Here is a 25,382-nt window from a genome sequence, read left to right as displayed (position 1 = left end):
GAAACCATGCACAACAACGAAATCCTGTGCCGCCTTCTCGCGGCGGCCACGCTGGCGCTGGGCGCTGCCGGCGCCCATGCCCAGGGCGCCGCCGGCAGCTGGTTCGGCGGCATCGGCGTGACGCACATCGCGCCGGACGTCTCCAGCGGCAACCTGTCGCCGCCGTCGGCGCCGGGCACGCAGATCGACGTGGACTCCGACACGCAGCCCACCATCTTCATCGGCCGCATGATCACGGACAACTGGTCGGTGGAGGTACCGATCGGGCTGGGCTTCAAGCAGAAGATCCAGGGCGCCGGCGCGATCGCCGGGGTCGGGCAGATCGCCACCGTGCGCACGCTGCCGATCACCGTGTTCGCGCAGTACCGCTTCTTCGAGCCGACGCAGCGCATCCGGCCCTATGTGATGCTGGGCCTGACCTACACGTACAACCACGACGAACAGGGCAGCGCCACGCTGAACGCCGTCAACCCGATCAACCCGCCGGGCGGGACGCAGATCGACGTGGAGAACCGCTTCAGCCTGACGCCGGGGCTGGGCGTCACGGCCATGATCAACGAGCGCTGGTTCGTCGATGCCCAGTACGCGAAGTCCTTCCTGAAGACGAAGACGACGCTGAACACCGGACAGACGATCGAGGCGAAGATCGACCCGAACGTGTTCCGGCTGGCGGTGGGGATGCGCTTCTGAGCGGGCGGGCGCCTCAGGCGCCCTTCGCGAGCACCACGTGCAGCGCCTCGTCGGCGCCCACGTGGCGCGTGCACCGGAAGCCGAGCGCCGGCAGGTCGATGCCGGCCAGCAGCGCCTCGCCGCGCCCGAGCAGCGTGGGCGACACCGCGAGGTGCATCTCGTCGACCAGCCCCGCCTGCAGGTACTGGCGGACCGTCGCCACGCCGCCGCCGATGCGGATGTCCTTGCCCCGGGCCGCGTCCCGCGCGCGCTCCAGCGCCTCGTGGATCCCGCCGGTGACGAAGTGAAAGGTGGTGCCGCCCTCCATGGGCAGCGGGGCGCGCGGGTGGTGCGTCAGCACGAACACCGGCACGTGATAGGGCGGACTGGCGCCCCACCAGCCTTTCCACTCGTCGTCGGGCCAGGGGCCGCGCACCGGCCCGAACATGTTGCGGCCCAGGATCCAGGCGCCCATGCCTTCCATGGAACGGCGGGCGAAGTCGTCGTTCACGCCGCCCGTGCCGCCCTCCTGCCCCGTCATGCGGCGGAAGGTCTGGGTCGGAACGAACCACTGGTGCAGCGTCTCGCCGCCGATGCCCAGCGGAGCCTGCAGGCTCTGGTGGGGGCCGGCGCCGTAGCCGTCGATGGAAATCGAGAAGGCCTGGACTTTCACTTTGGACATGGGCACCTCCGGGAGGCTCACCAGGAAAAGCCGGTCGACTTGCGCAGGATACGCTCGGCACCGCGCGCATGCGAGCCGCGCCACGCCACGATCTGGTCGGGCCGCACCAGCGCGAGCGGCGCTTCGTAGAGTTCGCATAGCGCCGGCGCCGGATGCCGCACGACGCGCAGGTCCATCCCGAGCGCCTGCGCCGCGTGTTCGAAAGCCGCGGTGGACGGCACCTGCGGACCGAGCGCGAGCAGGGTCCATTCGGGATGGAAGCTGTCGAAGAGGGAACGCCCGTCCTCCAGCCACGCGTGCGGCGGGCGGCCGCCGGGGCGTGCCGTGGGGACGTACTGGTTGGCCTCGTCCGCGGGGGGCAGCCCGGCTTCCGCCACGATCAGCGGCGAGCGCTCGTAGCGGCCGCCGAAGGTCACCCCCGGAATGTTGAACTCCAGCCGCACGTGCGCGTTGAGGTGCAGCGAGGCCTCGCGCCGCGCTGCCTCGCCCGCGGGACCCTCGAGCTCCAGATCCGGCCGCGCCGGGAACAGGCCCACCGAATCGGCGAAGTGCCGCGCATAGCCCGTATTGCGCACGGCGAGCGGCTTGCGCTCGATCTCGTAGCTGTCCAGCAGCGCGGGCGGATTGCGGCCGCGCACGGCGCTGGCGAGCTTCCACGCGAGGTTCACCGCGTCCTCGACCGCGGTGTTGTAGCCCAGTCCACCGGTCGGGGTGAACAGGTGGGCGGCATCGCCGGCGATGAACACGCGGCCGCGGTGGAAGGTCTGCGCGACCAACGAATGGCCCGCCGTCCAGGTCCCGAAGGACAGCACCTCGATCGGGATCTCGCGCCCGAGCGCCTGCGCGAACACCCGCCGCGCATCGCCCTCGGTCCAGCGCTCCGGGTCCTCGCCCTCGTGCACGGCCGCGTGGAACGCGAACTCCGACTGCCCGTCCACCGAGGCCATGAAGGCGCGCCGTTGCGCATTCACGGTCACGTACATCCAGGCCTGCGCGTGCGGGAACACCGCGTAGAACCGGGGAGCGCGCAGGTACACGGCGAACATCACCCCGCCCATGAAGTCGCGCCGCACCCCGGTCCCACCACCCCAGGCGATGCCCAACGTGCTGCGAACGAAGCTGCGCGGCCCGTCGGCGCCGACCAGGTACTTCGCCCGGACCCGCTGGCTTCCTCCCTGCCCGTCCGGGAGAGGGTTGAGGTGTGGGCACACGACGGCCCGCACCTCCTCGCCGGTGTCCTCGAATTCCTCCAGCCTCCACCCATACCGGATGTCGTTGCTTGCATGCCCTTGCGCATGCCGCCGGAGAATCGCCTCCACGAACTTCTGCGACACCCGATGCGGCAGTTCCGCCGCGCTCCACGAGCCGCCCATGCCGCGCACGTTCCGCACCGCCTGCCCCGCCGTCGGCAGCGACAGCCGCGCCAGCTCCCGCCCCGTGTAGCGCGTGAAATAGGCGATGTCGGTGGGATGGTCCGCCGGCAGGCCCTGGGCCCGCACCTCGTGCGCGAAGCCGAGCCGGCGGAAGTGCTCCATGGTGCGCGCCTGCGTCGCATTGGCCTGCGGGTTGAAGGCCGTGCCGGGCTTCGTGTCGACCAGCAGCGTGCGGATGCCGCGCCGGCCCAGTTCGTTGGCCAGCATCAGCCCGCAGGGTCCCCCGCCGGCGATCAGGACGTCGGTCTCGAGTTCCTGCATGGCTTCAGTAGCCGAAGCGCGCGGTCCACTTGCGCTCGTAGTCCATGCGGTCGAAGTGTTCGGCGAGGAAGTCGATGAAGGTGCGGACCTTGGCGCTCAGGTGCTTGCGGCTGGGATAGGCGAGGTTGACGGTGAGCCGCGGCAGGTCCCAGGCGTCGAGCACCGGCACCAGCCGGCCGGCCACGATGTCGTCGTAGAGGATGTAGGTCGGCTGCACCAGGATGCCGTGGTCCTTCAGGGCCGCGGCGCGCAGCACCTGGCCGTCGTTGGACTCCAGCACGCCCTTGATGGCGACGGCGCTCGTCTCGCCATCGCGCGTGAAACGCAGCTCGTGCGGGTTGTTGGCGTAGGTATAGACCAGCAGCGAATGCTGCGCCAGGTCTTCCAGCCTGCGCGGCGTGCCGGCGCGGCCGAGGTACCCGGGCGAGGCGGCGAGGATGCGGCGCGTCTCCGCCAGCCGGCGGATCGTGATGTTGGAGTCCGGCTCGAATTCGCGCGTGCGGATCGCGACGTCGATGTTGTTGTCGATCAGGTCCAGGTAGCGGTTGGCCGTCTCGACGTGCACCGTCACCTCGGGGTAGCGCCTGCTGTACTCCGGCAGCAGCGGAGCGATGTGGTGCATCGCGAAGGACAGCGAGGCCGTGACGCGCAGCGTCCCCGTGGGCTTGAGCGTGGCGGCGTTGACTGCCGACTCGGCATCCTGCAGGTCGGCCAGGAGGGACTTGCTGCGACGCAGGAACTCCTGCCCCGTCTCCGTGAGGTAGAGGCGCCGCGTGTTGCGCTCCACCAGCCGCGCGCCCAGTCTTTCCTCCAGGGCCGACAGGTGCCGGCTGGCCGCGGCATTGGACAGGCCCAGTTCCTCGGCCGCACGGCTCAGGCTGCCGGTTTCGGCCACTTGCACGAACAGCGCCATCTCGGTCCAGCGATCCAAAGGCTCGTCTCCTGCTTTCTTGCGCGCGGCGGAAAACTCATTTGCCGCGGCGGTCTTTCGCAAATTATGGCCCCGCCCTAGAGTCCCGCCCAAGGAGAAAGCCGCATGCGCAACCTCACCCAGGACAACATCACCCAGGCCGTGATCGCCCGCTTCGCGGACACGCCCGATCCGCGCCTGAAGGAGATCATGACCAGCCTGGTGCAGCACCTGCATGCCTTCGCCCGCGAGGTGAAGCTGACCGAGCAGGAGTGGTTCCAGGGCATCGAATTCCTCACGCGGGTGGGGCACATCACCGACGACCGGCGCCAGGAATTCATCCTGCTGTCGGACACGCTGGGCCTGTCGATGCTGACCGTGGCGATGAACCAGGACAAGCCGGCCGGCTGCACCGAGGCGACGGTGTTCGGCCCCTTCTACGTCGAGGGCGCGCCGCACTACGACCTGGGCGAGGACGTCGCGAACGGCGCCGCCGGCATCCCCTGCCAGGTACGGGGCACCGTGCGTGGCCTGAACGGCGAACCCGTGCCCGGCGCGGAGATCCACGTCTGGCAGGCCGACGCCGAAGGCAAGTACGACGTCCAGCGCGAGGACCTGCCGCAGCACCAGGCGCGCGGCGTGCTGCACGCCAACGGCCGCGGCGAATACCACTTCCGCTCGGTCCTGGCCGAGGCCTATCCGATCCCCGACGACGGCCCGGTGGGCGACATGCTGAAGGCGACGAAGCGCCACCCCTGGCGGCCCGCGCACCTGCACTTCATGATCCGGGCGCCGGGCTACGAGACGCTGATCACGCACGTGTTCCGCGACGGCGACCCGTACCTGGATTCGGACGCGGTGTTCGGCGTGCGCCAGTCGCTGATCGCCGACTGGGTGCGCCAGCCGGATGGCACGTACCTGGTCGCCTACGACTTCGCGCTGAACCCCGCGAAGGAATCGGCATGATCCGCCACATCGTCATGTGGAACGTGCGGGGCGACACGCGCGAGGAGAAGGCCGCCAACGTCGAGCGCCTGAAACGCAGCTTCGACAGCCTGCGCGGCCGCGTGCCGGGCCTGTTGCACCTGGAGATCGGCGTGGATGCGAGCCGCGTCGACTACGCCTGCGACGTGGTCCTGGTGAGCGAGTTCGAATCGCAGGCGGCGCTGGACGCCTATGCCACGCATCCGGAACACCTGCGGGTGAAGCGCGAGATCGGCGAGATCCGCACGCACCGCCACCAGGTCGACTACGAAGTCTCGCTGCCTGCCCCTCCGGGGGAGGGCCGGGATGGGGACGCTCCATGAAACGAACCCTCCTGCGCGGCGCCACCCTCCTCACGATGGATCGCCAGGGCGACCTGCCCACCGGCGACCTCCTGGTCGAAGACGACCGCATCGCGGCGATCGCTCCCACGCTCGCCGTCGACGACGCCGAAGTCGTGGACCTCCCCGGCCACATCGTCATTCCCGGCCTCGTCAACGCCCACATGCACACCTGGCAGACCGCGCTGCGCGGCGTGGCGGCCAACTGGACGCTCCTCGAGTACTTCCAGAAGATGCACGCCGGCCTCGCCACTGCCTTCCAGCCGGAGGACCTCTACATCGCCACGCGCGTGGGCGCGCTGAACCAGCTGGATTGCGGCACGACCACGCTGGCCGACTGGTGCCACAACAACCCGACGCCGGCGCACAACGACGCCGCGATCGAAGGCCTGCTCTCCAGCGGGATCCGCGCCGCCTTCTTCCACGGCACGCCCAAGCCCGAGCCCAGGCCGGGCCAGACGCCGTTCTGGGAAGTGCCGCATCCGCGCCACGAGGTCGAGCGCCTGCTGAAGAAGCATCAGGGGCATCCCCTGCTGTCGATCCAGGTGGCCGTGCTGGGCCCGCATTACGCCACGCTGGACGTGGCGATGCACGACTTCCGGATGGCGCGCGAGCTGGGCCTGATCGCGTCGCTGCACCAGGGCGGCGGCCCCGCGCGCACGCCGGAGGGCTGGCAGCGGCTGGAGGCCGCGGGCCTGCTCGGCCCCAGCATCAACATCGTGCACGGCCACGCGCTGTCCGACGAACAGCTGCAGCGCTTCTGCGAGCTGGGCATGAGCTTCTCGGCGGCGGCGGAGAACGAGATGTCGCAGGGCCACGGCCATCCCCTGACGGGCCGCCTGCGGCGCTTCGGCCGCGCGCCTTCGCTCGGCGTCGACCTGGAAAGCGTGCTCTCCGGCGACATGCTGACGCAGGCGCGCGTGGCGCTCGGCATGCAGCGCAGCCTGGACAACGTGGCGTACCGCGAGCAGCACGGCACCATCCCGCCCACCTCCACGATCACGACGCGCGAGGCGCTGTCGTGGGTGACGGTGGAAGGCGCGCGGATGCTGCAGCAGCTCGATCGCATCGGCACGCTGGCGCCCGGCAAGCAGGCCGACCTGGTGGTGATCCGCGCGACCGACCTCAACATGCAGCCGGTGCACGACCCGGTGAGCAGCGTGGTGTTCCAGGCCTCGCTGGCCAACATCGACAGCGTGATGCTCGCCGGGCAATGGAAGAAGCGCGGCGGTCGGCTGCTGGCGGGGGATTTGTCCCGCGACGTGGAACGGCTGCGCGCCTCCGGCCGCAGGATCACGCGGGCCATGGGCCTGTCCGCCTGAGCCGGGCCACCCTCCGCCGGTTTGCACGCGCGACACGATCGCGCGCCACAATGGGCCGACGATGGATCGAAGGCTGCTCATGGTCGCGCTCGCCTGCTGGTCGGCGGGGCGTCTGCTCGCGGCCGAAGAGGCACCGCCCCGGCCGCGACACCGCATTTCCGCCGCGGAACTGTACGAGGCGCTCTCGGCGCGCTTTCCCCAGCGCCTGCCCCTGGCCGGGCTGCTGCAGGTGCAGGTCAGCGCGCCGCGCCTGCTGCTGCTGCCGGCGCGCAACAAGCTGGGTGCCGCTCTCCAGGTCGAGATCGCGGGGCTGCCGGCGGCGCAGGGCATGGCCGCCGAACTGGAAGTCGTGTTCGGCCTGCGCTACGAAGCGACGGACCGGACGGTGCGCGGCCGCGAGCCGGAGTTCCTGGACTTCCGCTGGCCGGGCATGGACCGGGAGTCGCTGCGGGCCCTCCAGGGCCTGCTGCCCGCGCTGGCGCAGCAGCTCGGCGAGGTGGTCCTGCACCGGATGTCGGAGCGCGAGCTCGCCCTGCCGGAGACGATGGGGTTCGAGCCCGGCGAACTGCTGGTGACCGACGAGGGCGTGACGGTCTTCTTCAGGCCGAAGACGGCGCCACCGGGCTGACGCACGCCAGCTGGTCCCCGGCGAGCGCCAGCGGTGCCGCGAGCGCCGCGATCACGAGCAGCGCCACGATCGCCGCATGTGCCAGCCGCGGTACCGACGCGATGGAGCGGGATCCTCGATGCACGATGGTGGGCATGGCCAGCCTCCTTGGATCGGGCGCGCCGATCCGGTCCTTCAGCGATGGCCAAGCATAGGCACTGCGGGCGGCGTCGGTCAACGCGAAAAATGCCGGGGGCTAGGAGCCTGGGCGGCAGAGAAACGGGCCTGCGTTGGGCCTGCAAGGGGCTGGATGCTAGGCGCGGGAACGGGTCAAGCCCGGGTGGCTTGACCCGTTCCTGCAACGACGCAGCCGGCCCCTTGCAGGCCCAACCCTCCGGGCCGGGGCCTGGGAGCCCGCCAGCCGTCGTTGCGGTCTCCTTGCGTACGTAAAGTACGCGGCCTCGACCGCGCCTAGGCTGTCAGGCTCCCAGGCCCCGGCGCAGGCCCGTTTCTCTGCCGCCCAGGCTCCTAGGCGCGGCGCAGCTTCATGCTGAAGCGGAACTTCTCGCCCGGATACAGGTTCACCGACACTTCCGCGACCTTGTCCGCGGTCGTCTTGTAGGTGCGGCGCACCTCGACGACCGTCGAGTTCGGCTCCACGTGCAGGGGCCCGGCGATCTCCGCGGGCACGGGGCGCACGCGCAGCGTCTGCTCCACCTCCACCAGCCGTTCGCCGTAGAGGTCCTCGATCAGGCGCCAGATCGGGCCGCGCTGGCGGCCGATGAGGCGCTCCACGCCGGCGTACTCGCCCGCCACGAACACCTCGGTCCAGCACACGGGCGGGCTCGCCGGCTCGTCGCCGAGGCGGAAGCCCTGCAGGCGCAGCCACCGGCGGCCGGGCGGCAGGTCCAGCTCCGCTTGCGACACGTCCTCGCTGGCGACCACGTCGGTGCGCTCCACCTCGTAGCGGCTCTCGACGGCATAGGCCATCAGTTCGTCGATCGACGCGACCCGGTGCACGTTGAAGGGCGTACTGGGCGGCGGCGGCATCACCGTGGTGCCGGAGCCCTGGCGCGAAGAGACCAGGCCGTCGGTGCGCAACTGCCGCAGCGCCTCGCGCACCGTGTGGCGGCTGACGGCGAAGCGCTCCGCCAGTCCCTCTTCGGCCGGGAGCTGCGAGCCCACGGGAAACACGCCGCGCAGGATGTCGTTGCGCAGCGACTGCACCAGCTGCTTGTAGAGGGGTTCCCCAGTGGCCAGCGAGAGCCGCGGCAGCACCCGCTTGCGCGGCTGCGCCGGCTTGCTGCGGGCCGGTGCCGGCGGGACCTTCTTCGCTGTTCGGGGCATGGTCGGATTCTGCATCAGCGCCACTGCGGCAAGCCGCGCGGCGACTCAGGGCCGCGAGCCGCGCACGAGGTCCCGGTGCTCGTCGAGCCCGGGCGAGCGCAGGCTGGGCGTGCCCGGTTCGTTCAGGAAGCGGATCGGGCTGGCGATGTGCGGGAGCCCGGCCTCGTCGCGCAGCACCATGCCGCGCGCCAGCACTTGCGGATCGCGGAAGGCCTCCGGCAAGGTGTTCACGCCGCCGAAGCAGACGTCCAGCTTCGCCAGTCGCTCCTCCCATTCCCCGCGCGTGTGCTCGCGGAACGCCTGGGCCAGGAAGTCCATGACCGGCTTCTGGTGGGCCCCCGGCCCCTGCAGGCAAAGGGGGGCGAAGTCGGGTCGCCCGAGCTCCCGGAGCAGCGCGTGGACGAACTTCGGCTCCTGCCCCGCCAGCGCGATGCGGCCGCCATCGCGCGTCTCGTAGATGCGGTAGAACGCCCCGCCGCCGGTGGTGCGCTCCTGCTTCGGGTCGGGCTGGCGCCCCTCGGCGAAGGTCGGGCCCACCACGTTGCGCAGGGCGGCCACCATGCTGTCCATCATGGAGATGTCGATGCAGTCGCCTTCGCCCGTGGCCTGGCGGCGCAGCAAGGCCATGAGCACGGCGGCCAACCCGTTCATCCCGCTCAGGAGATCCGCGAGCGGCAGGCCGGGGATGGCGGGCTTGCCGTCGTCGGTGCCGACGTTGAGGCTCAGCGCGCCCGTGAGCGCCTCCAGGGCGAGGTCGTGCGCGGGCCGGTCGCGGTAGGGGCCGTCCTGGCCGAAGGCGCTGATCGAGCAGTACACGATGCGCGGATTGCGTGCGCGCAGCGCCGCGTAGTCCACGCCGAGCCGCTTCGCCACGCCGGGGCGGAAGGATTCCACGAACACGTCGGCGGTCGCGGCCAGTTCCAGCAGCGCGGCGCGGTCGGCGTCTTTCTTCAGGTCCAGCACGAGGCTCTTCTTGCCGCGGTTGTGGTTGCGGAAGAAGACCGTGTGCGGGCCGTCCGAGAGCCCGATGTGGCGGCCCGGGTCGCCTTCGCCGGGCTGCTCGATCTTGATCACCTCGGCGCCGTGGTCCGCCATCGTCAGCGACAGCAGCGGGCCGGGGAGGAAGTTGGAGAGGTCGAGGACCCGGATGCCTTCGAGCTTCATATGTACGTACAACTATACCAAGCTATACTGGAAAGCGACCGCTGGGGTATGTACGTACAACTTCTGGCGGCCGACGGAATCCCTCGATGAAACCCCTGGCGACCCTGGCGGAACTGATCGCCCGCCTTCCCGCGGACCGCGGAATCGTGCTGCATTCCGCCGCGGCTCACCCGACCGTGCTGGCGCGCAAGCTGGCCGAGGAGGCCGAAGCGCTGCGCGGCCGCCGCGTCTATACGCTGATGCCGCTGGGCCTCGTGCCCTATGCCGAGCCGCCCGCGCGCGATGCGCTGGAGATCGCCACCTTCCTGCCCGGCGCGGGGCTGCGTGCCGCGCTCGATGCGGGCCGCGTAACGCCCCTGCGGCAGCCGCTGTCGACGGTGCCCGACGGATTCGCGCGCGGCGACTACCCCGTCGGCGCGGTGCTGCTGCGCGTGTCGCCGCCGGACGCCGGCGGCCGCGTGAGCCTGGGCGTGTCCGTCGACTACATGAAGGCGGCGGTCGAGGCCGCCCCGCTCGTGATCGCCGAGATCGACCCGCGCATGCCGGTCGTGCAGGGCGACGCCTGGATCCCGGCGAGCCGCATCGCCGCCTGGGTGGACGCCGTCGATGCGCCCCACGCGGTGAAGCCGCAGCCGGCGGACGCGATCGAGGAGGCGATCGCGTCCCATGTGGCCTCGCTGGTGGAGGACGGCGCGGTGCTCCAGCTCGGCGTGGGTTCGCTGCCGGACCAGGTGCTGGGACGACTGGGGCACCTGCGCCACCTGGGCCTGCACACCGGCATCGTGGCCGATTCCGCGCGGCCCCTGATCGAGCGCGGCGTGATCGACAACAGCACCAAGGAGGTGTTCGCCGGCGCCAGCATCGCCACCATGGCGCTTGGCAGCGCGGAGTTCTACGCCTGGCTGGATCGCAATGCGGCGGTCGAACTGCACCCTTGCACCGTCACGCATTCCGGCGGACTGCTGCGCCGGCTGACGCGCCTGTGCGCCATCAATTCCGCCCTGCAGGTGGACCTGCAGGGGCGCGTGAACGCGGAGTGGGCCGGCCGGCGCCGGATCGCGGTCCCCGGCGGCCTGCCGGACTTCGCCCGGGCCGCGTCCTCGCTGGAAGGCGGGCGCAGCATCATCGCCCTGCGGTCGACCGATCGCAGCAGCGCCAGCACGATCCTGGATAGCCTGCCGGCGGAGGTGCCCGCCTCGCTGGAGCCGCACGAGGTGGACTTCTTCGTCACCGAGCACGGCGTGGCCGCCGTGCGCGGCTGCCCGCCCGCCGAGCGCAGGAAGGCGATGGCGGCCATCGCGCATCCCGCGCACCGGGAGGCCTTGGCTAGGGCTTGAGCAGCAGGTCCACCCGCATCGGGCGCAGGAAGTGCGCCCCGCCCGGGGTCTGGTGAGCCTCGAAGGCGCCGCGCACCGCTTCCTCCAGGGCGGGGGAAATGGCGAACTGGCTGTGCGTGGGCTGCATCAGGCGCCGGCGGAAGTCCTCGAAGTCGCTGAAGGTGACGGGTGCCATGAACTGCACGCGGCGTGCGTGGTGGAAGAGGCCGCGCTCCACCGCGCGTCCCGTCGCCTGGATCGCCTCGCGGCGCACCACGCCCTCGTCGTGGAACATGCGCACGATGTCGTTGAAGGGGCCTTCGTAGACCGGTTCCGAAATGAACAGCCATCCGCCCGGCCGCAGCACGCGCTGCATCTCGCGGAAGGCCTCGTCCATCGCCGCCACCGGCACGTGGTGCAGCGACTTGAAGAGGGTGATGCCGTCGATGCTGGCAGCGCCGAACGGCAGCGCCTCGGCGCCGCACTGCTGGAATTCCACCCCCGCCGGCCAGGAACGGGCGCGGTTCTTTTCCAGCTGGCGCTCGTCGACTTCGAGGCCGATGACCTTGCGCGCCCCGCCCTCCGATGCCATGCGCGCGCTCATCGCCGCCGTGCCGCAGCCCACGTCGAGGATGTCGCGCCCGGACAGGCCGACGAGTTCCTGCAGGAGCCGGAATTCGTCCTCGACCAGCAGCGGGAAGGTGGCAGAGAGGTCTGGCATGGCGGCGGCTTTGTTTGTACGGACAACATTCGCATCCTAGCGCAAGCGCGGCGGCAGTCCCGAGGGTTTCCCCGTATCAGCCTTGACCGAGGGTCGCTCCGCCCGATAGCATAGTTGTTCGTACAACTTGAGAGCCGCCATGCGCCCCCTGAGCCGCCGCAGTTTCGCGCTGCTGTCCCTCGCCGCCGCCCTGCCGCTGGCGGCCGAGGCCGCCTTCCCCGACAAGCAGGTCCGCCTGGTCGTGCCGTATTCGGCCGGCGGCGGCACCGACACCATCGCCCGCCACCTCGCCGAACGCCTGCGCCCGCGGCTGGGCCAGAACGTGATCGTGGAGAACAAGCCCGGTGCCGACGGCATCATCGGCACCGACCTGGTCGCCAAGGCGCCGGCGGACGGGCACACCTTCGTGCTGGTCGTCACCTCGCACCTGGTGAACCCCGCCGTGAAGAAGAAGCTGCCCTACGACACGCTGAAGGACTTCGTGGGCGTGACCAAGGTGGCGGTCTCGCCCATGGTGTTCCTGGTGAATTCGGATTTCCCCGCCAACAACCCGCGCGAACTGGCGGCGCTGCTGAAGAAGGATCCCTCGAAGGCGACCTACGGCGCCTCGGAGAACATGACCCGCCTCGTCGGCGCCATGTTCAACCAGCGCATGCAGCTGAACGTGACCTACGCGGCCTACAAGGGCGGCGCCCCGCTGATGACCGACATCGCCGGCAACAACGTGGGCTTCGGCGTCGGCACGCTGCTCACCGCCAAGCCGCTGATCCAGGCCGGCAAGATCAAGGCCATCGGCGTCACCAGCGGCAAGCGCTCGCCCATGCTGCCCAACACCCCGACGATGGTCGAGTCGGGCCTGCAGGACATGGAGGTCTACATCTCCTACAGCCTGTACGCGCCGGCGAAGACGCCGCGCGAGGCACTGGAGCGCATGCAGCAGGAAGTGCGCGCCGTGATCCACACCCCCGAGATGGAGGAGATCCTGGCCGCGCAGGCGGCCACGCCGGTGGGCAACGGCGTTGCCGAGTTCAACAAGGAAGTCCTCAGCGAAGCCCGCCTGTGGGAGCGGCTCGTGAAAGACACCGGCCTCGAGCAGGAATGAAGCCTCCGGTCCGGGGCGAAGGCGCGCATACTCGCCTGCGCCATGGACCTCCCCCATAGCCCCGCCGCCGACCGCAACAAGGAGCCGATCCTCCAGGTGCTGCGCGGCCTCCTGCCCGAACGCGGCCGGGCGCTGGAAATCGCGTCCGGCACGGGCCAGCACGTCGCGTGGTTCGCGGCGGCACTTCCGGGCTGGAGCTGGCAGCCGAGCGAGGCGGACGGCGCGATGCTCCCAGCGATCGCGGGCCGCATCGCGGAGTCCGGGCTGGCCAACGTGCGCCCGCCCTTGCGGCTCGACGTGATGGCGCCTCAGTGGCCGTCCGCGGCAGATCCTTTCCGCGAGCCTTTCGACGCGATCTATTGCGCGAACATGCTGCACATCTCGCCCTGGGAGACCTGCGCCGCCCTGATGCAGGGGGCCGCCCGGCACCTCGTGGACGAGGGCGTGCTCGTGACCTACGGTCCCTACTTCGAGCAGGGCGTGCCGGCGGCGTCCAGCAACGAAGCCTTCGACCAGGACCTGCGCTCGCGCGATCCCGCATGGGGGATCCGCCGGCTGCAGGACGTCGAGGCGCAGGCGCAGCGGGCGGGCCTCGTGCTGCGCCAGCGGCACGCGATGCCGGCGAACAACCTGCTGGTCGTCTTCGGCCGGAGCGGAAGCTAGGCCGACGCCCCGCAGGCCGCGGCGAGCGCGGCGGGATCGAGCACGCGCACGTGCCGACCCTCGGCGCGCAGCACCCGCTGCCGCTGCAGGCGGCCGAACACGCGGCTGACCGTTTCCAGCTTCAACCCCAGGTAGCTGCCGATCTCCCCGCGCGACAGCCGCAGGTGGAATTCGCGCGGCGAGTAGCCCCGCGCGTGCATGCGCTGCGTGATGTCCTGCACGAAGGTGGCCACGCGCGCTTCGGCGCTGCGGCCCATCAGCAGCTGCAGGCGTTCGCGCTGGCGCACCAGCTCGCGGCTCATGAGCCGGGGCAGCAGCGGGTCCAGGCCGGCGTCGCAGGAGGGGAGGACCAGCACCTCGGCGTCCTCCAGGGCCACCGCGGTGGACGCGTGCCGCAGGCGCGCCATTCCGTCGAGGCCGAGGATGTCGCCGTCGACGTGGAAACCGGTGACCTGCTCGAGCCCGTCCTCGTCGTGCACCGTGGACTTGAAGGAGCCGGCGCGCACGGCATAGATCGCGCCGTACGCCGAACCCTGGCGATAGAGGGGCTCGCCCCGCGGCACGCGCCGCTGCGACAGCCGCGCCCCCTCCGGCGTGCCGGCCAGCCGCGCGAGGCCGCAGGGCAGGCAGAGGTCGTCTCCCTGCAGGCTGGCGCAGGCTAGGTCGTGCATGGTGTTCCTTCGGTCCGCCGCAGGCGGGGTTGCAGGAGGTGGAGGTCCAGCACGCGTTCGGCCAGCGGGAAGAGCTCGCGCTCCTCCCACTGCACGTGCGCCCGCATGGCGTCGCCCCATTCGGGCAGGCAGGCGAGTTCGCCCTCGCGCAGGCGCACGGCGAGTGCCCTGAGCCGCGCGTGCTCCACGCGACCCCGGACCGCGGCCTCGCCGCAGCCAGCCCGCTCGAGCGCGGGCAGCAGCACCTGCTCCTCGGCCGCGAAGTGCGGCTCGAAGTGCGCATCCCAGCGCTGCAGCAGGTGCTGCCGCAAGACGGCGGGTTCGGCGCCGGGACGGTGCGGCTCGCAGGCACGGCGCGCGAGCACGAGCGCCTCGTGGTGCTCGCGGGACAGCGGCTTCAGGGCCGCGGCCCGCTTCATGGCGCGACCCTCCCGCGCCGCGCGCGTTCACTGTTCTTCCTGCTCACCCCCGGATTGTGGAGTGTCCGAGCAATTTACTCAACAATGCCCGGACGCGGCATCAGGCCTTCTCGGCCGGAGGTTTCGCGCAGCGCTTCCATCACCGCGAAGACATGGGCCCACTTCGACGGCGGCGCGAAGCCTTCGCCGCAGTCGTCGCCGATGCTGGTCGAATCGACCATCGCCACCGCATCGCGCAGGGCCTGGCTGAATTTCTGCTCGGGCGCGAAGCCCAGCTTCTGCTTCAGCACCGCGTTGGCGTCGGGCTGCACGCCGGCCTTGGTCAGGATGAACTTGTCGAAGTACTGCTTCTGCGGATACAGGGCGATGTTCTGTTCGCGCAGGTAGGCCTGCAGGTTGTCGTCCTTGAACGGAAAGGGCAGGCCGGGCCAGAACGCGTTGAACAGGCCGTCCCAGTGGTTGGGGATGTAGTGCTTCGGCCGCAGGATGGGCACGATCTGTTCGGCCACGGGCTTGCCGCCGGTGCCGATCCAGGCGTCGACCTGCGTCAGGCCCGCATCGCGCAGGGCGGCGCGCAGGTTGTTCAGGGGCGAGCCGTGGTTCACGCCGTCGACGATGATGTCCTTGTCGAGGTCGAAGGGGCTGGCCGAGTTGTTGATGAAGAACGAGAGCTGCTCGCCGCCGCGGTCGATGGTGAAGAGGAAGGCGCGGTTGCCGCCGCCGTTCGGATAGTCCTCGCCGACGCCCGCGCGGAAGCCGCCGGTGGCGGCGTCGGGGATCGGCGGGCGATAGAGCTCGCGCGCGAAGTGCTGGATCGGATTGCTGGCGTCTCCGCTGTGGTTGAAGCGCACGACGCGCATCGTGATGCCATCGCCGAGGTCGAACTTCTCGCCGCCGCTCACGCTGCGGCAGCCCGCGGCGGGCACGCCTTGCGCCTGAGCCTGCAGGCAGGAGGACACGCCGCCGATCATCGGGGCGCCGGTCAGCTTGGCCCAGCTCGGCGAGTCCCAGCTGTGGTCCCAGTGGCTGTGGCCGACCAGCAGCAGGTCGAGCTTCTCGCTCCCGAGCGCGGCGTCGCGCACCTTGCGGATCGCATCCATGTCGATGCCCTGCGGTGAGCGCGTGTAGGCGTACTGGTCGCCCGGCAGGGTGGGCGGCGCATAGAAGCTGGCCTGCGGCAGGCGCGAGAAGTAGGCGTCCATCCAGATGCGCTTGGCGCCGATCTTGAGCTCCCAGTTGGCGATGGACATCCAGGTCAGCTCGACCCTGGGAGTCTGCGCCTGGACGGGCGGGGCGCCGAGGGCGGAAACGACGAGGGCCAGGGCGAGCGCGGTGATTCTGCGGGTCATGTGCACTCCGGTTGTGGCGTGGGGGACCGGAGCGTAGGAGTGCCTTCGCCGACCTGCGCTGGAGGAAACCCTAGGCCGTGCTCTTCAACGGCGCCATGGCTCCCCGTGCGCCGCTTCCTACGCGGCGACGCCGATGGTCCGACCGACAGCGCGCCGCGCGCCGCGCAGACTGGAACGGGCGGTCCGGCACGCGGCCGCCGCGAGGCTCGGGCATTCGGAGCCCGAAGGAGCGAACGATGAACAAGCAACCCCTTTCCTTCCTCGGCGGCCTGGCGCTCGGCGTGGGCGCCATGTACTGCCTGTACACCCAGCGGTGGCGCCTGCGCCGCACCTGGGCGCGCTGGAAAGTGAGCTCCACCGGCCGCAGCATGGCGCGCGAGGTCGAGGCCAAGGCGAGGCAGGCGGCCGACTTCGCGCGCGACCTGGTCGCACCGGGTCGCGCCGGCGCGGAGCCGAAGTCACCGGCCGGAACGGACTGGCACTGAGGCCGCACGGGAGGCGATGAGTTTCACATTCACGGGCCCGGGCTTCCGCGACCGCCGCGACGCGGGCAGGGCGCTCGGCCAGGCTTTGCGGGAGCACCGCGACTGGCGGGATCCGGTGGTGCTGGCACTGCCGCGCGGCGGGGTTCCCGTGGGCGCCGAGGTCGCCAGGCTGCTCGAAGCGCCGCTGGACATCCTGGTGGTGCGCAAGATCGGCCACCCGAACCACGAGGAGTTCGCGATCGGCGCGATCGCCAGCGGGGTGACCGTGATGAATCCGGAGTCGCAGGGCATGCTGGGCCCCGCCGAGCAGGCGGAGGTCGAGCGCATCCTGGCGCGCGAGCGCGCCGAGCTGCGGCGGCGCGAAGAGGTCTACCGCAGCGGCCATCCCGCCGAGGCGCTGGAGGGCCGCGAGCTGATCGTGGTCGACGATGGCCTGGCCACCGGCGCTACCATGCGCGCCGGCGTGCAGGCGCTGCGCGCGCGCAAGCCGGCGCGGATCACGGTGGCGGTGCCGCTGGGGCCGCGCGAGACCTGCGATGCGCTGGCGCAGGTGGCGGACAGCGTGGTGTGCGTGTGCACACCCGAGCCGTTCCGCGCGGTGGGTCTCTGGTACGCGGAATTCGCGCAGGTCGGCGACGAGGAAGTGCGCGAGATCCTGCGCTCGGCGCACCGGCACGCGGCGCACTAGGCGGTCTGCGCGCGATACCAGTCGAGGATCTGTTCCCCGGTCCACGTCACCACCCCTGGGTGCGCCAGGATGTGGTCGTAGAGCATTTCGAGGTACTTGATCCGGTGCGGCACCCCGGTGAGATACGGGTGGATCGAGATCGCCATCACGCGCGGGGCCCTCGCTCCGTCCTGGTACAGGCGATCGAACTGGTCGCGGCCGCGGCGGAAGATCTCGTCGGAAGGCTGCTGCTGCACGGCGCTGATCACGACGTCGTTCACTTCGACGGTGTAGGGCACGGAGACCACGGTGCCTGCCCGCGTGCGAATCGGCACCGGCTGCTCGTCCAGCACCCAGTCGGCGACGTACTCGATGCCGGCTTCGGCCAGCAGGTCGATGGTTTCGTCCGTCTCCGCCAGGCCCGGGCTCTCCCAGCCGCGCGGCTGGCGGCCGGTGAAGTCGGCGATGGCCTTCATCGTGTCCGCGATCGCGGCGGCCTGGTCTTCCACGCGGTGCATCGGCCGCTGCACGAAACCGTGCCCCATGAACTCCCAGCCGGCCTCGCGGGCCGCGGCGCAGGCCTCGCGGTACACCGAGCAGGCGGAGCCGTTGACGGCGAAGGTAGCCTTCAGCGACCTCGCCTGCAACGTTTCGAGGAAGCGCCAGAAGCCCACGCGCATGCCATATTCGTGCCAGGACCAGTTGGGCACGTCCGGCAGCAGCGGCTGCCCCATGGGCGGCGGCAGCACCGCGCGCGGCATCGCGGCGAGCGGGCTCCAGTTCTCCACGTTCACGATGGTCCACAGCGCCACCCGGGCATCGCCCGGCAGCTTCAGCGCCGGCCGCCGGTGGATCGGTTCGTAGGAGACGCGATCGCGCACGCTGGCGCCGGGTTCCTTCACGCTCATGGTTTGCTCCCCATGTCACTCGGGCGACCGAAAACGCGCCCCCCGGATCGGGGGGACGAACGCAGATTCGGACGAATCCTAGCGCGCTCCGCGCGGCGGCGCGCCCGAATCGGAATACTCCGAGCCTTTACTCAGTGGCCGCCGATGTTGCGCGGCGCGCGATCGGAGCAAAGTACTCCCATCGGAAAAGGAGGGAGTATGAGTACCCTGACAACAAACGCCTTGATCGCCGTCCTGGTGGTGCTGGCCTGCACCGGCATGTTCTTCTTCGCGACCACCCGCGGCACTCTGATCGTGCGCGACCTCACCGGCGGCCGGCGCACGCCGGAATCGCACGTCTATCCGATCTACTCCCGCATGGGGCTGATCAAGCTGGTGGACTTCCAGCCGATCATCTCCGCGATCCTGCTGTTCCAGTACCCGCGCCTGGTGAGCAAGATCGTCAACGGCCTGCGCGCCACCGACCTGAGGGGCAAGCAGGTCCTCATCACCTCCTGTGCCTTCGGCAACGTGATGCCGCGGACCATCGAGGCTTCGCTCGCTTCGGGGGCCAGGAAGATCGTGGTGGCCGACATCATCCGCAACGAGCTGCAGCACGCCCGCAGCAAGCTGGAAACCCAGTTCGGCAGCCGCGTCGAGTACGTGGAGGACGACGCCACCTCCATGAAGCTGAAGGAAGGCTTCGCCGATGCCAACATCATGTTCTTCCTGCTGCACGAACTGCCGCACGAACTGAAGATCAAGGCGCTGCAGGAGGCCGGCCGCATGCTGGCGCAGGGCGGCAAGCTCTACCTGGGCGAATTCCACAAGCCCGGCAATCTGCTGTTCCAGGTCCTGAGCTGGACCTACTTCAAGGTCTTCGAGCCCCTGGGCCTGGCGCTGTGGGACAGCCACGACCCGGTGCGGCTGCTGCAGGACATGGGCGGCTGGAGCGTGGAGCGCCAGACCTTCTTCTTCGGCAATTTCCAGATCGTCACGGCGACCAAGTTGTAGTTCAAACCGCCAATCGATGACAAAGGGCGCCCGCGGGGCGCCCTTTCTTCTTGCATCCGGCTCGGCGTGGGGGCCCGCCTACGGCTCTTGTCGGACCCGTCCGGCGGGGCAGGTGCATGACACTTGCGATCCGGCAGGCGCGTCTCCGGCGCGCCTTCGAGCCGGGCCAGCTTGGCTTGGGTGGCCGCGTTCCCACCTCGCGGATGTCGCTGGCGCAGTACCTTGTGCGCAGTGAATCCAGGGAGCGATCCAATCCATGCAGATGCTGTCCCAGTTCGAGACGTCCGTGCGTGACCGGCTGGCTGCCCGGCCCGGCGACGAAGCCGCGGCGGCCAGGCCCGCCAAGCCGGCCAGCCCGGAATTGCGGAGCCCGGCCAGGCCGGCGGGCGGTGCCGAGTCCGGGAGCGAGGACAGCTGGCACACCATCAGCCTCACCACCGCCTATGGCGACCCGGTCGCGGCGGAAGACGTCACCCAGGCCGAATTCGGCGCCGCCCTGCGCCGCATCCACGACGAGGCGATCCCGCGCGCCAGCGCGGTGATCGTGCTCGATGGGGTCACGCACACGCGCAACTCCTTCCTCGAGTTCGTGCGCGAATTCAACGACTGGGAGGCGCGGCAGCGGGTGCCGCACGAAGCCTAGGCGGCCGTCCCGGCCGCGCGCCGGATGATTTCCGCGAAGTGCTTCAGCACCGGCGGATGCGTCGCCCCCTTGGGCCACAGCATGCCCGGCGTGCGGACCGGCGTCGGGTCCTCCAGCGGGATCACGCGCAGGTCCGCCGTCTGCGAGACCGCCGTTTCGGTGATGATCCCGGCCAGCTCGGTCTGGCGGATCAGCTCGATCATGGGCGCCACCGAATTGAGCTGCGCCACCACCACCGGCTGGGCCGAAGCCTGCGCGAAGCAGTCGTCGAGCAGCTTGCGGGTCAGGAACTGCGAAGGCAGCAGCACCATGCGCACGTTGTGCAGTTCGGCCATGCGCACCCTCCGGCGCCGCGCCAGCGGATGGCGGATGCCGACGACCAGGCGCAGTTCCTCCTTGTAGAGCGGCTCGAACCACAGCTCGCTGCCTTCGCCCGGCGGGTAGGCCACGGCGAGGTCGAGGTGGCCGCTGCGCAGGCGCTTCAGGATCTGGCCGGCGGCCAGTTCCTCCACGCACACCTGGATCCCCGGATAGGAGTTCAGCAGGGTCGCGACGCACTGCGGCACCATCCGCGTGTTGAAGCTCGGCGTCGTGCCCAGGCGGATGCAGCCGGTGATCGCCCCGGCGGGCCCGCGCAGCGCCTGCAGGCCGAGGTCGATGCGCTCCAGCGCGGGCGTCATGTGGCTGCGCAGGATCTCGCCGGCTTCCGTCATGCGCACCTGCTTGCCGCCGCGGTCGAACAGCGGCGTGCCGAGTTCATCCTCCAGCTGCCTGATCTGGTGCGACAGCGTGGACTGCGTGATGTGCAGGCGTTCGGCCGCCCGCGTGAAGTTCAGGGTCTCGGCGACGGCGTCGAAGTAGCGGAGGTGGCGGAGTTCCATCGAACCCCGGTCAGCGGCCGCGGACCGAGGGCGGGGGCGGCTCCACGGGCTGCGGCGTGAACCCCGGGTTGGCACCGGTGAAGCCGGGGAAATTCCCCGAGAAGCCCGGCGAGGACTGCGTGACGGGCGGCACCGGGGTCGGCAGCGGGATCGCGGCGAGGCCCGTGCCCGCGTCGGCTTCCGTGGTCGGCGTCTGCGCCAGCGCCGCCAGCGTGTCGAGCAGCGGGCGCTTCTGTTCCTCCAGCTCGCGGTAGCGCGCGTACAGGCGGTCGACTTCGACCTGCAGCTCGTTCATGCGCTGCACCCGGGCGTCCTCGTCGCGCTGGACATCCTCGACATTGAGCGGCGGCGCGAGCGTGGACAGGCGGTAGATCGGCATGCGCTGCAGCGCGAGCCGCTCCTCGCTGCGCCGCATCTCCTGCACGATCTGGAACTGCTGGTAGACGGCGACCTGCTCCTGCGAGAGACGATTGAGCGTCGCTTCCACGCGCTGCATCTGCTGCAGGACCGGGTTCGGTGCCTGGCCGAAGGCGACCGGGGCGGCGGCCACCGCGACGGCCAGTGCAAGCCAGCGCAAGTTCATGAGGGATCCCTTCATGCCGGACGGGAAGCCCAATTTAGCACGGCGGCGGCATCTGGAGCGTAGGCCGCCGCCGCCCGGCGCGGACGCGCGAACCCAGCCCATCCACCCTCAGGGTCGGCCCGGATTGTGATCGACAGCATCGATCACGACAGTCGAAATTCATCACTTTCGCAGCACGGCCGTCCTGCCTAGACTGCCCCCGCACACAGGAGACACACCATGGCCCAACCCGAAGTCAGTGATTTCGCGCAGGCGGTGATCGAGCGCATGGCGGACTGCAAGGACCCCCGCTTCCACCAGATCATGAGCTCCCTGGTCCGGCATGCGCATGCCTTCATGCGCGAGGTGGACCTGACGCCGGCGGAATGGATGGCGGGCATCGAGTTCCTCACCGCCACGGGCAAGAAGTGCGACGAGAAGCGGCAGGAATTCATCCTGCTGTCGGACACGCTGGGCCTGTCGATGCTGGTCGTCGCGCTCGACCAGGCCCGCGGCGCGAAGGCCCTCGCCGGCGCGCCCGGCGACAAGCCGACCGAAGCCACGGTGCAGGGGCCGTTCTTCTGGCCCGGCGCGCCCCAGCTGGAACTGGGCGCCGACATCGGCGAGGGCCATCCGGGCGAGCCGACCTATTACCACGGGCGCGTCACCGACACGGCCGGGCGGCCCATCGCCGGGTGCGAGCTCGACGTCTGGTCCGGCGACGCCGACGGCCTCTACGACATGCAGAAGGGCGACGCCATGAGCCTGCGCGCCCAGTTCCGGACCGACGAGCACGGCAACTACCGCTTCTGGTCGATCCGGCCCACCTTCTACCCCGTGCCCGGCGACGGCCCGGTCGGCAGGATGCTGGACAAGATGGGCCGGCACCTCAATCGCCCCGGCCACATGCACATGATGCTGAACGCGCCGGGCCACGAGCGGCTGGTCACGCACATCTTCGTCAAGGACAGCCCCTACCTCGATTCGGATGCGGTCTTCGGGGTGCGCAACAGCCTGGTCGTGGAGTTCCCGCAGCATGCGCCGGGGCGCGCGCCCGACGGGCGCCACATGAACAAGCCGTACTACACGGCGCAGTTCGACCTCCGACTCGTGCCCTCCGCCGCCTGAAGGGAGGTCCCCTTGAAGATCGGCAAGGCCACGGTGCCGCGCTCCGCCATCGCCACCTCCGACGCGGACCGGATCGTCGTGCGGGGGCAGGACCTCGCGCGCGACCTGATCGGGCAGGTGAACTTCGCGGACTACTTCGTCTTCCTGCTCACCGGCCGCAAGCCGGATGCCGCCACCAGCGCGGTGGTCAACGCGACGCTGGTCGCCATCGCCGACCACGGGCTGGTGCCCAGCGTGCAGGCGGCGCGCATGACCTACGCCGCCGCGCCCGAGGCGCTGCAGGGCGCCGTCGCGGCCGGCATCCTCGGTTGCGGTTCGGTGATCCTCGGCGCCTCGGAAACCGCCGGCCGCATGTTCGTCGAGATCGACGAGGAGGCGCAGCGGCACGGCGGCGACCTGCGCGCCGCCGCCTCCGCCGTGGTCGCTGCGCGGCGCGAGAAGAAGCAGGCCATCCCCGGCTACGGCCACCCCGAACACAAGCAGCGTGACCGCCGCGTCGACGCCCTGTTCGGCGTGGCCCGGCGCGCGGGCGCCAGCCAGCACTTCATCGGAATCGCGCAGACCGTGGAGGAGGTCCTCCCCGGCATCCTCGGCAAGGATCTGAAGCTCAACGTCTCCGCCGCGATCCCCGCCGTGCTGCTGGGCGTGGGCTTCCCGGTGGGCGCGCTGAAGGGCGTGCCGATCCTGGCCCGCACGGCGAGCCTGATCGCGCACCTCCACGAGGAGCAGAACGATCCGGTCGGCTTCGCCCTGTCGTACCAGGCGATGCGCGAGTTCGAATACACCGGCGAACTGCCGAAGTGAGGGACGGCGCATGATCAAGGTCCTCGACGGAGTGCGCGTCCTGGAGCACGGCACCTTCATCACCGGCCCGGCCGCCTCCATGCTGCTGGCCGACCTGGGCGCCGACGTCGTGAAGGTGGAACTGCCCGGCACGGGCGATCCCTTCCGCGCCTTCAAGGGCGGGCTCTATTCGCCGCACTACCAGACGGTCAACCGCAACAAGCGCAGCGTCGCCCTCAACACCAAACAGCCGGCCGACCTGGAGAAGTTCGACGCGCTGGTGAAGGAGGCGGACGTCTACATCCAGAACTTCCGTCCCGGCTTCGCCGAGCAGATCGGGGCCGGCTTCGAGCGGCTGCGCGCGCTCAACCCGAGGCTGATCTATTGCGCGATCAGCGGCTTCGGCGAGAGCGGGCCCTACGCGCACCGGCCCACCTACGACAGCGTGGCGCAGGCCGCCAGCGGCTACCTGCGGCTGCTGGTGAACCCGGCCAACCCGCGCGTGGTGGGGCCGGCGATCGCCGACCTCGTCACCGGCTTCTATGCCGCCTATGGCATCCTGGGCGCGCTGCACGAGCGCGAGAAGACCGGCACCGCGCGGCGGGTGGAGCTCTCGATGTTCGAGGCGATGGCGCACTTCAACCTCGACGCCTTCACGCACCTGTTCTCGGTGGGCGAGGTGATGGGGCCGTACAGCCGGCCGAGCGTGTCGCAGTCCTACGTGCTGGAGTGCAGCGACGGCAAGTGGGTGGCGCTGCACATGTCCTCGCCGGAGAAGTTCTGGCAGGGGCTGGCCACGGCGATGGAGCGGCCCGACATCTTCCAGGACGAGCGTTTCGCCAGCCGGCAGGGCCGCATCGAGCACCAGGAGGAATTGATCCAGGTGCTGCGGCCGATCTTCCTGCGGCACGACCGCCCCGAATGGTGCCGCCGGCTCGAGGCCAACGACGTGCCGCATTCCCCTATGTACACCACCGCGGAAGTTCCTGACGATCCCCAGGCCCGCCACCTGCAGCTGTTCGTGGAGACCGAGCACCCGGTGGTGGGCACCTTCCGCACGGTGCGCTCCCCGGTGTCCTTCGACGGCCAGCGGCCGCTGGAGGTCACGGCGCCGCCGCTGCTGGGGGAGCACAACGAAGAACTGGACCAGGGCTGGACACCACCGAGGAGACAAGCATGACATTCACCCGTCGCCGCATCCTTACCGCCGCCGGGGCCGCGTGCGCGCTGCCCGTGCTGGCCCAGGGCCAGCCGGTCCGCATCGGCAGCACGCTGGCGCTCACCGGCCCGCTCTCCGCCACCGCGCTCACGCACAAGCTGGTCGGCGAGATCTACGTGGAGCAGTTGAACAAGCGCGGCGGCCTGCTGGGGCGCAAGGTCGAATGGATCGTGAAGGACGACCAGTCCAAGCCGGACCTCGCGCGCACGCTCTACGAGCAGTTGGTGACCAGCGACAAGGTGGACCTGCTGATGGGCCCCTACGCCACCGGCGCGATCCTGTCGGCCATGGGCGTGGCCCAGCGCTACAACAAGGTGCTGGTCCACCACACCTTCGGCATTCCCTCGCTGGCCAAGTACGAGATGCAGTTCCCCGCCTGGGCGCTCGGCCCCGACCCGGGGCAGACGGTGCCGAACACCGTGTTCGACATGCTGGCGGCCTCGAAGAAGCCGCCGAAGACCATCGCCGTCGTCACCAGCAAGTTCCCCTCGGTGCACTTCATGTCGCTGGGCGGCCGCGAGGTGGCGAAGAAGCGCGGCCTGAAGGAAGTGCTGTTCCTGGAATGGGACTTCGGCAACCGCGACTTCGGCCCGATCGCGGCGCGCGTCAAGGATGCGAAGCCCGACTTCGTGTGGGTCGGCGACATCGGCCTCGAGGGCAACATGCTGCTCGACGCGATGAAGAAGATCGACTACACGCCGCCCCTGCACTTCCACACCTACCCGGCGCCCGGGCCGATGACCAAGTCGGCCGAAGGCGACGGCGCGCTGGCGCTCACGATCTTCGAGGAGCACGTGCCCTTCATCAACCAGGGCGAGGCGGCCGCCTTCGTCAAGACCTTCAACGAGCGCGCCGCCGCGGCCAACCTGCCCGACACGCACGTGGAAGTGCAGGCCGCCGCCTCGTACACCGCCTGGCAGATCCTGGAAGCGGGCGTGCGCGGCACCAACAGCCTCGACGACAAGAAGATCGCGGAGTACCTGCGCAAGAACCGCATCGACACCATCCAGGGCCGCCTGCGCTTCGACGGGCCCAACAACTACGGCGACGACCTCATGAAGATCAAGCAGGTGCAGGGCGGCACCTGGAAGGTGGTGTGGCCGGAATCCTTCGCCGCCCCGGGCGCGAAGCTGCAGATGCGCTGAGCCCGGC

Annotated in this window: 29 protein-coding genes; 16 read left to right on the top strand and 13 right to left on the bottom strand. The window is 70.3% G+C overall.

The genetic code is table 11. From position 1 onward, the window contains the following. Window positions 1–6: 6 nt before the first annotated feature. Window positions 7–690: an OmpW/AlkL family protein gene (locus JJ685_RS19605; protein WP_201676022.1), complete on the top strand. Its 684-nt coding sequence runs from the start codon at window positions 7–9 to the stop codon at window positions 688–690. A 13-nt stretch (window positions 691–703) separates the two neighbouring features. On the opposite strand, the gene JJ685_RS19600 is transcribed toward JJ685_RS19605, so the two are convergent. Genes JJ685_RS19600 through JJ685_RS19590 form a run of 3 tightly spaced genes read right to left on the bottom strand, consistent with a single transcriptional unit; the run spans window position 704 to window position 3,976 of the window. Beyond that, a complete protein-coding gene (locus JJ685_RS19600) occupies window positions 704–1,351 on the bottom strand; it encodes a dihydrofolate reductase family protein (RefSeq protein ID WP_201676021.1) in 648 nt (215 codons plus the stop codon). A gap of 17 nt (window positions 1,352–1,368) precedes the next feature. Continuing rightward, window positions 1,369–3,045, bottom strand: a complete 1,677-nt coding sequence (locus JJ685_RS19595) for an FAD-dependent oxidoreductase (RefSeq protein ID WP_201676020.1) — start codon at window positions 3,043–3,045, stop codon at window positions 1,369–1,371. Between the two features lie 4 nt (window positions 3,046–3,049). Continuing rightward, window positions 3,050–3,976 carry a LysR family transcriptional regulator gene (locus JJ685_RS19590; RefSeq protein WP_201676019.1) on the bottom strand — a complete coding sequence of 309 codons (927 nt, stop codon included), beginning with the start codon at window positions 3,974–3,976 and terminating at the stop codon, window positions 3,050–3,052. Window positions 3,977–4,081: 105 nt separating this feature from the next. On the opposite strand from JJ685_RS19590, the gene JJ685_RS19585 reads away from it, so the two are divergent. The 4 genes from JJ685_RS19585 to JJ685_RS19570 all read left to right on the top strand — a co-directional run bounded on the left by JJ685_RS19585 (window position 4,082) and on the right by JJ685_RS19570 (window position 7,230). Then, window positions 4,082–4,921, top strand: a complete 840-nt coding sequence (locus JJ685_RS19585) for an intradiol ring-cleavage dioxygenase (RefSeq protein WP_201676018.1) — start codon at window positions 4,082–4,084, stop codon at window positions 4,919–4,921. Further along, entirely contained in the window at window positions 4,918–5,262 is a 345-nt protein-coding gene (locus JJ685_RS19580; RefSeq protein ID WP_201676017.1) for a Dabb family protein, read from the top strand. Before JJ685_RS19585 ends, JJ685_RS19580 begins: the two co-directional genes overlap by 4 nt. Next, window positions 5,259–6,602: an amidohydrolase family protein gene (locus JJ685_RS19575; RefSeq protein WP_201676016.1), complete on the top strand. Its 1,344-nt coding sequence runs from the start codon at window positions 5,259–5,261 to the stop codon at window positions 6,600–6,602. The genes JJ685_RS19580 and JJ685_RS19575 overlap by 4 nt, the downstream gene beginning before the upstream one ends. 61 nt (window positions 6,603–6,663) lie before the next feature. Next, window positions 6,664–7,230 (top strand): DUF1439 domain-containing protein, encoded by a 567-nt coding sequence (locus JJ685_RS19570; RefSeq protein ID WP_201676015.1) that lies wholly within the window; start codon window positions 6,664–6,666, stop codon window positions 7,228–7,230. Here the strand turns inward: JJ685_RS19570 and JJ685_RS19565 are convergent. The 3 genes from JJ685_RS19565 to JJ685_RS19555 form a co-directional block, all read right to left on the bottom strand. After that, a complete protein-coding gene (locus JJ685_RS19565) occupies window positions 7,202–7,366 on the bottom strand; it encodes a hypothetical protein (RefSeq protein WP_201676014.1) in 165 nt (54 codons plus the stop codon). The genes JJ685_RS19570 and JJ685_RS19565 overlap by 29 nt on opposite strands. 371 nt (window positions 7,367–7,737) lie before the next feature. Beyond that, window positions 7,738–8,556 carry a GntR family transcriptional regulator gene (locus JJ685_RS19560; protein ID WP_201676013.1) on the bottom strand — a complete coding sequence of 273 codons (819 nt, stop codon included), beginning with the start codon at window positions 8,554–8,556 and terminating at the stop codon, window positions 7,738–7,740. Between the two features lie 45 nt (window positions 8,557–8,601). Then, complete coding sequence (locus JJ685_RS19555) at window positions 8,602–9,720, bottom strand: CaiB/BaiF CoA transferase family protein (protein ID WP_201676012.1); 1,119 nt, start codon at window positions 9,718–9,720, stop codon at window positions 8,602–8,604. An 86-nt stretch (window positions 9,721–9,806) separates the two neighbouring features. Here JJ685_RS19555 and JJ685_RS19550 point away from each other — a divergent pair, with 86 nt between their 5' ends. Next, entirely contained in the window at window positions 9,807–11,057 is a 1,251-nt protein-coding gene (locus tag JJ685_RS19550) for an acetyl-CoA hydrolase/transferase family protein (RefSeq protein WP_201676011.1), read from the top strand. Here JJ685_RS19550 and JJ685_RS19545 read toward each other — a convergent pair. Continuing rightward, window positions 11,047–11,757, bottom strand: coding sequence for a class I SAM-dependent methyltransferase (locus tag JJ685_RS19545; RefSeq protein ID WP_201676010.1), 711 nt, complete (start codon window positions 11,755–11,757; stop codon window positions 11,047–11,049). The genes JJ685_RS19550 and JJ685_RS19545 overlap by 11 nt on opposite strands. A 139-nt stretch (window positions 11,758–11,896) precedes the next feature. Here JJ685_RS19545 and JJ685_RS19540 point away from each other — a divergent pair, with 139 nt between their 5' ends. Both JJ685_RS19540 and JJ685_RS19535 read left to right on the top strand, forming a co-directional pair. Continuing rightward, a complete protein-coding gene (locus tag JJ685_RS19540) occupies window positions 11,897–12,859 on the top strand; it encodes a tripartite tricarboxylate transporter substrate binding protein (RefSeq protein ID WP_201676009.1) in 963 nt (320 codons plus the stop codon). Window positions 12,860–12,901: 42 nt separating this feature from the next. Continuing rightward, window positions 12,902–13,522 carry a DUF938 domain-containing protein gene (locus tag JJ685_RS19535; protein ID WP_201676008.1) on the top strand — a complete coding sequence of 207 codons (621 nt, stop codon included), beginning with the start codon at window positions 12,902–12,904 and terminating at the stop codon, window positions 13,520–13,522. On the opposite strand, the gene JJ685_RS19530 is transcribed toward JJ685_RS19535, so the two are convergent. The 3 genes from JJ685_RS19530 to JJ685_RS19520 all read right to left on the bottom strand — a co-directional run bounded on the left by JJ685_RS19530 (window position 13,519) and on the right by JJ685_RS19520 (window position 15,961). Then, window positions 13,519–14,193 carry a helix-turn-helix domain-containing protein gene (locus tag JJ685_RS19530; protein ID WP_201676007.1) on the bottom strand — a complete coding sequence of 225 codons (675 nt, stop codon included), beginning with the start codon at window positions 14,191–14,193 and terminating at the stop codon, window positions 13,519–13,521. The two genes, JJ685_RS19535 and JJ685_RS19530, sit on opposite strands and share 4 nt — an antisense overlap. Further along, window positions 14,181–14,612 (bottom strand): hemerythrin domain-containing protein, encoded by a 432-nt coding sequence (locus JJ685_RS19525; protein WP_201676006.1) that lies wholly within the window; start codon window positions 14,610–14,612, stop codon window positions 14,181–14,183. The genes JJ685_RS19530 and JJ685_RS19525 overlap by 13 nt, the downstream gene beginning before the upstream one ends. A 74-nt stretch (window positions 14,613–14,686) precedes the next feature. After that, window positions 14,687–15,961 carry an MBL fold metallo-hydrolase gene (locus JJ685_RS19520; RefSeq protein ID WP_201676005.1) on the bottom strand — a complete coding sequence of 425 codons (1,275 nt, stop codon included), beginning with the start codon at window positions 15,959–15,961 and terminating at the stop codon, window positions 14,687–14,689. Window positions 15,962–16,197: 236 nt separating this feature from the next. Here JJ685_RS19520 and JJ685_RS19515 point away from each other — a divergent pair, with 236 nt between their 5' ends. After that, window positions 16,198–16,446 carry a hypothetical protein gene (locus JJ685_RS19515; protein WP_201676004.1) on the top strand — a complete coding sequence of 83 codons (249 nt, stop codon included), beginning with the start codon at window positions 16,198–16,200 and terminating at the stop codon, window positions 16,444–16,446. A gap of 16 nt (window positions 16,447–16,462) precedes the next feature. Then, the gene (locus tag JJ685_RS19510) at window positions 16,463–17,134 is read left to right on the top strand and encodes a phosphoribosyltransferase (RefSeq protein ID WP_201676003.1); all 672 of its coding nucleotides are present in this window, start codon (window positions 16,463–16,465) and stop codon (window positions 17,132–17,134) included. Here the strand turns inward: JJ685_RS19510 and JJ685_RS19505 are convergent. Beyond that, a complete protein-coding gene (locus JJ685_RS19505) occupies window positions 17,131–18,021 on the bottom strand; it encodes a polysaccharide deacetylase family protein (protein ID WP_201676002.1) in 891 nt (296 codons plus the stop codon). The two genes, JJ685_RS19510 and JJ685_RS19505, sit on opposite strands and share 4 nt — an antisense overlap. A 198-nt stretch (window positions 18,022–18,219) precedes the next feature. Between JJ685_RS19505 and JJ685_RS19500 the strand changes: the two genes are divergently transcribed. Then, complete coding sequence (locus JJ685_RS19500; protein WP_201676001.1) at window positions 18,220–19,014, top strand: class I SAM-dependent methyltransferase; 795 nt, start codon at window positions 18,220–18,222, stop codon at window positions 19,012–19,014. A 256-nt stretch (window positions 19,015–19,270) separates the two neighbouring features. Further along, entirely contained in the window at window positions 19,271–19,657 is a 387-nt protein-coding gene (locus tag JJ685_RS19495; RefSeq protein ID WP_201676000.1) for a hypothetical protein, read from the top strand. On the opposite strand, the gene JJ685_RS19490 is transcribed toward JJ685_RS19495, so the two are convergent. Both JJ685_RS19490 and JJ685_RS19485 read right to left on the bottom strand, forming a co-directional pair. Then, a complete protein-coding gene (locus JJ685_RS19490; protein WP_201675999.1) occupies window positions 19,654–20,538 on the bottom strand; it encodes a LysR substrate-binding domain-containing protein in 885 nt (294 codons plus the stop codon). The two genes, JJ685_RS19495 and JJ685_RS19490, sit on opposite strands and share 4 nt — an antisense overlap. Before the next feature lie 10 nt (window positions 20,539–20,548). Beyond that, the gene (locus JJ685_RS19485; protein ID WP_201675998.1) at window positions 20,549–21,121 is read right to left on the bottom strand and encodes a hypothetical protein; all 573 of its coding nucleotides are present in this window, start codon (window positions 21,119–21,121) and stop codon (window positions 20,549–20,551) included. Window positions 21,122–21,340: 219 nt separating this feature from the next. On the opposite strand from JJ685_RS19485, the gene JJ685_RS19480 reads away from it, so the two are divergent. From JJ685_RS19480 to JJ685_RS19465, 4 genes are read left to right on the top strand one after another with little or no spacing between them, the layout of a single operon-like run. Continuing rightward, a complete protein-coding gene (locus tag JJ685_RS19480; protein WP_201675997.1) occupies window positions 21,341–22,228 on the top strand; it encodes a dioxygenase family protein in 888 nt (295 codons plus the stop codon). Window positions 22,229–22,240: 12 nt separating this feature from the next. Beyond that, window positions 22,241–23,032: a citryl-CoA lyase gene (locus tag JJ685_RS19475; protein WP_201675996.1), complete on the top strand. Its 792-nt coding sequence runs from the start codon at window positions 22,241–22,243 to the stop codon at window positions 23,030–23,032. 10 nt (window positions 23,033–23,042) lie between these two features. Beyond that, window positions 23,043–24,191, top strand: coding sequence for a CaiB/BaiF CoA transferase family protein (locus tag JJ685_RS19470; RefSeq protein WP_201675995.1), 1,149 nt, complete (start codon window positions 23,043–23,045; stop codon window positions 24,189–24,191). Next, window positions 24,188–25,375 carry an amino acid ABC transporter substrate-binding protein gene (locus JJ685_RS19465; RefSeq protein WP_201675994.1) on the top strand — a complete coding sequence of 396 codons (1,188 nt, stop codon included), beginning with the start codon at window positions 24,188–24,190 and terminating at the stop codon, window positions 25,373–25,375. The genes JJ685_RS19470 and JJ685_RS19465 overlap by 4 nt, the downstream gene beginning before the upstream one ends. Window positions 25,376–25,382 lie beyond the last annotated feature (7 nt).

Origin of the sequence: Ramlibacter monticola (assembly GCF_016722785.1) — a bacterium.
GTDB classification, from domain to species: Bacteria; Pseudomonadota; Gammaproteobacteria; order Burkholderiales; family Burkholderiaceae_C; genus Ramlibacter; species Ramlibacter monticola.
The sequence above is the reverse complement of the archived record's forward strand: the minus strand, read 5'-3'. Positions and strand labels throughout refer to the sequence as shown.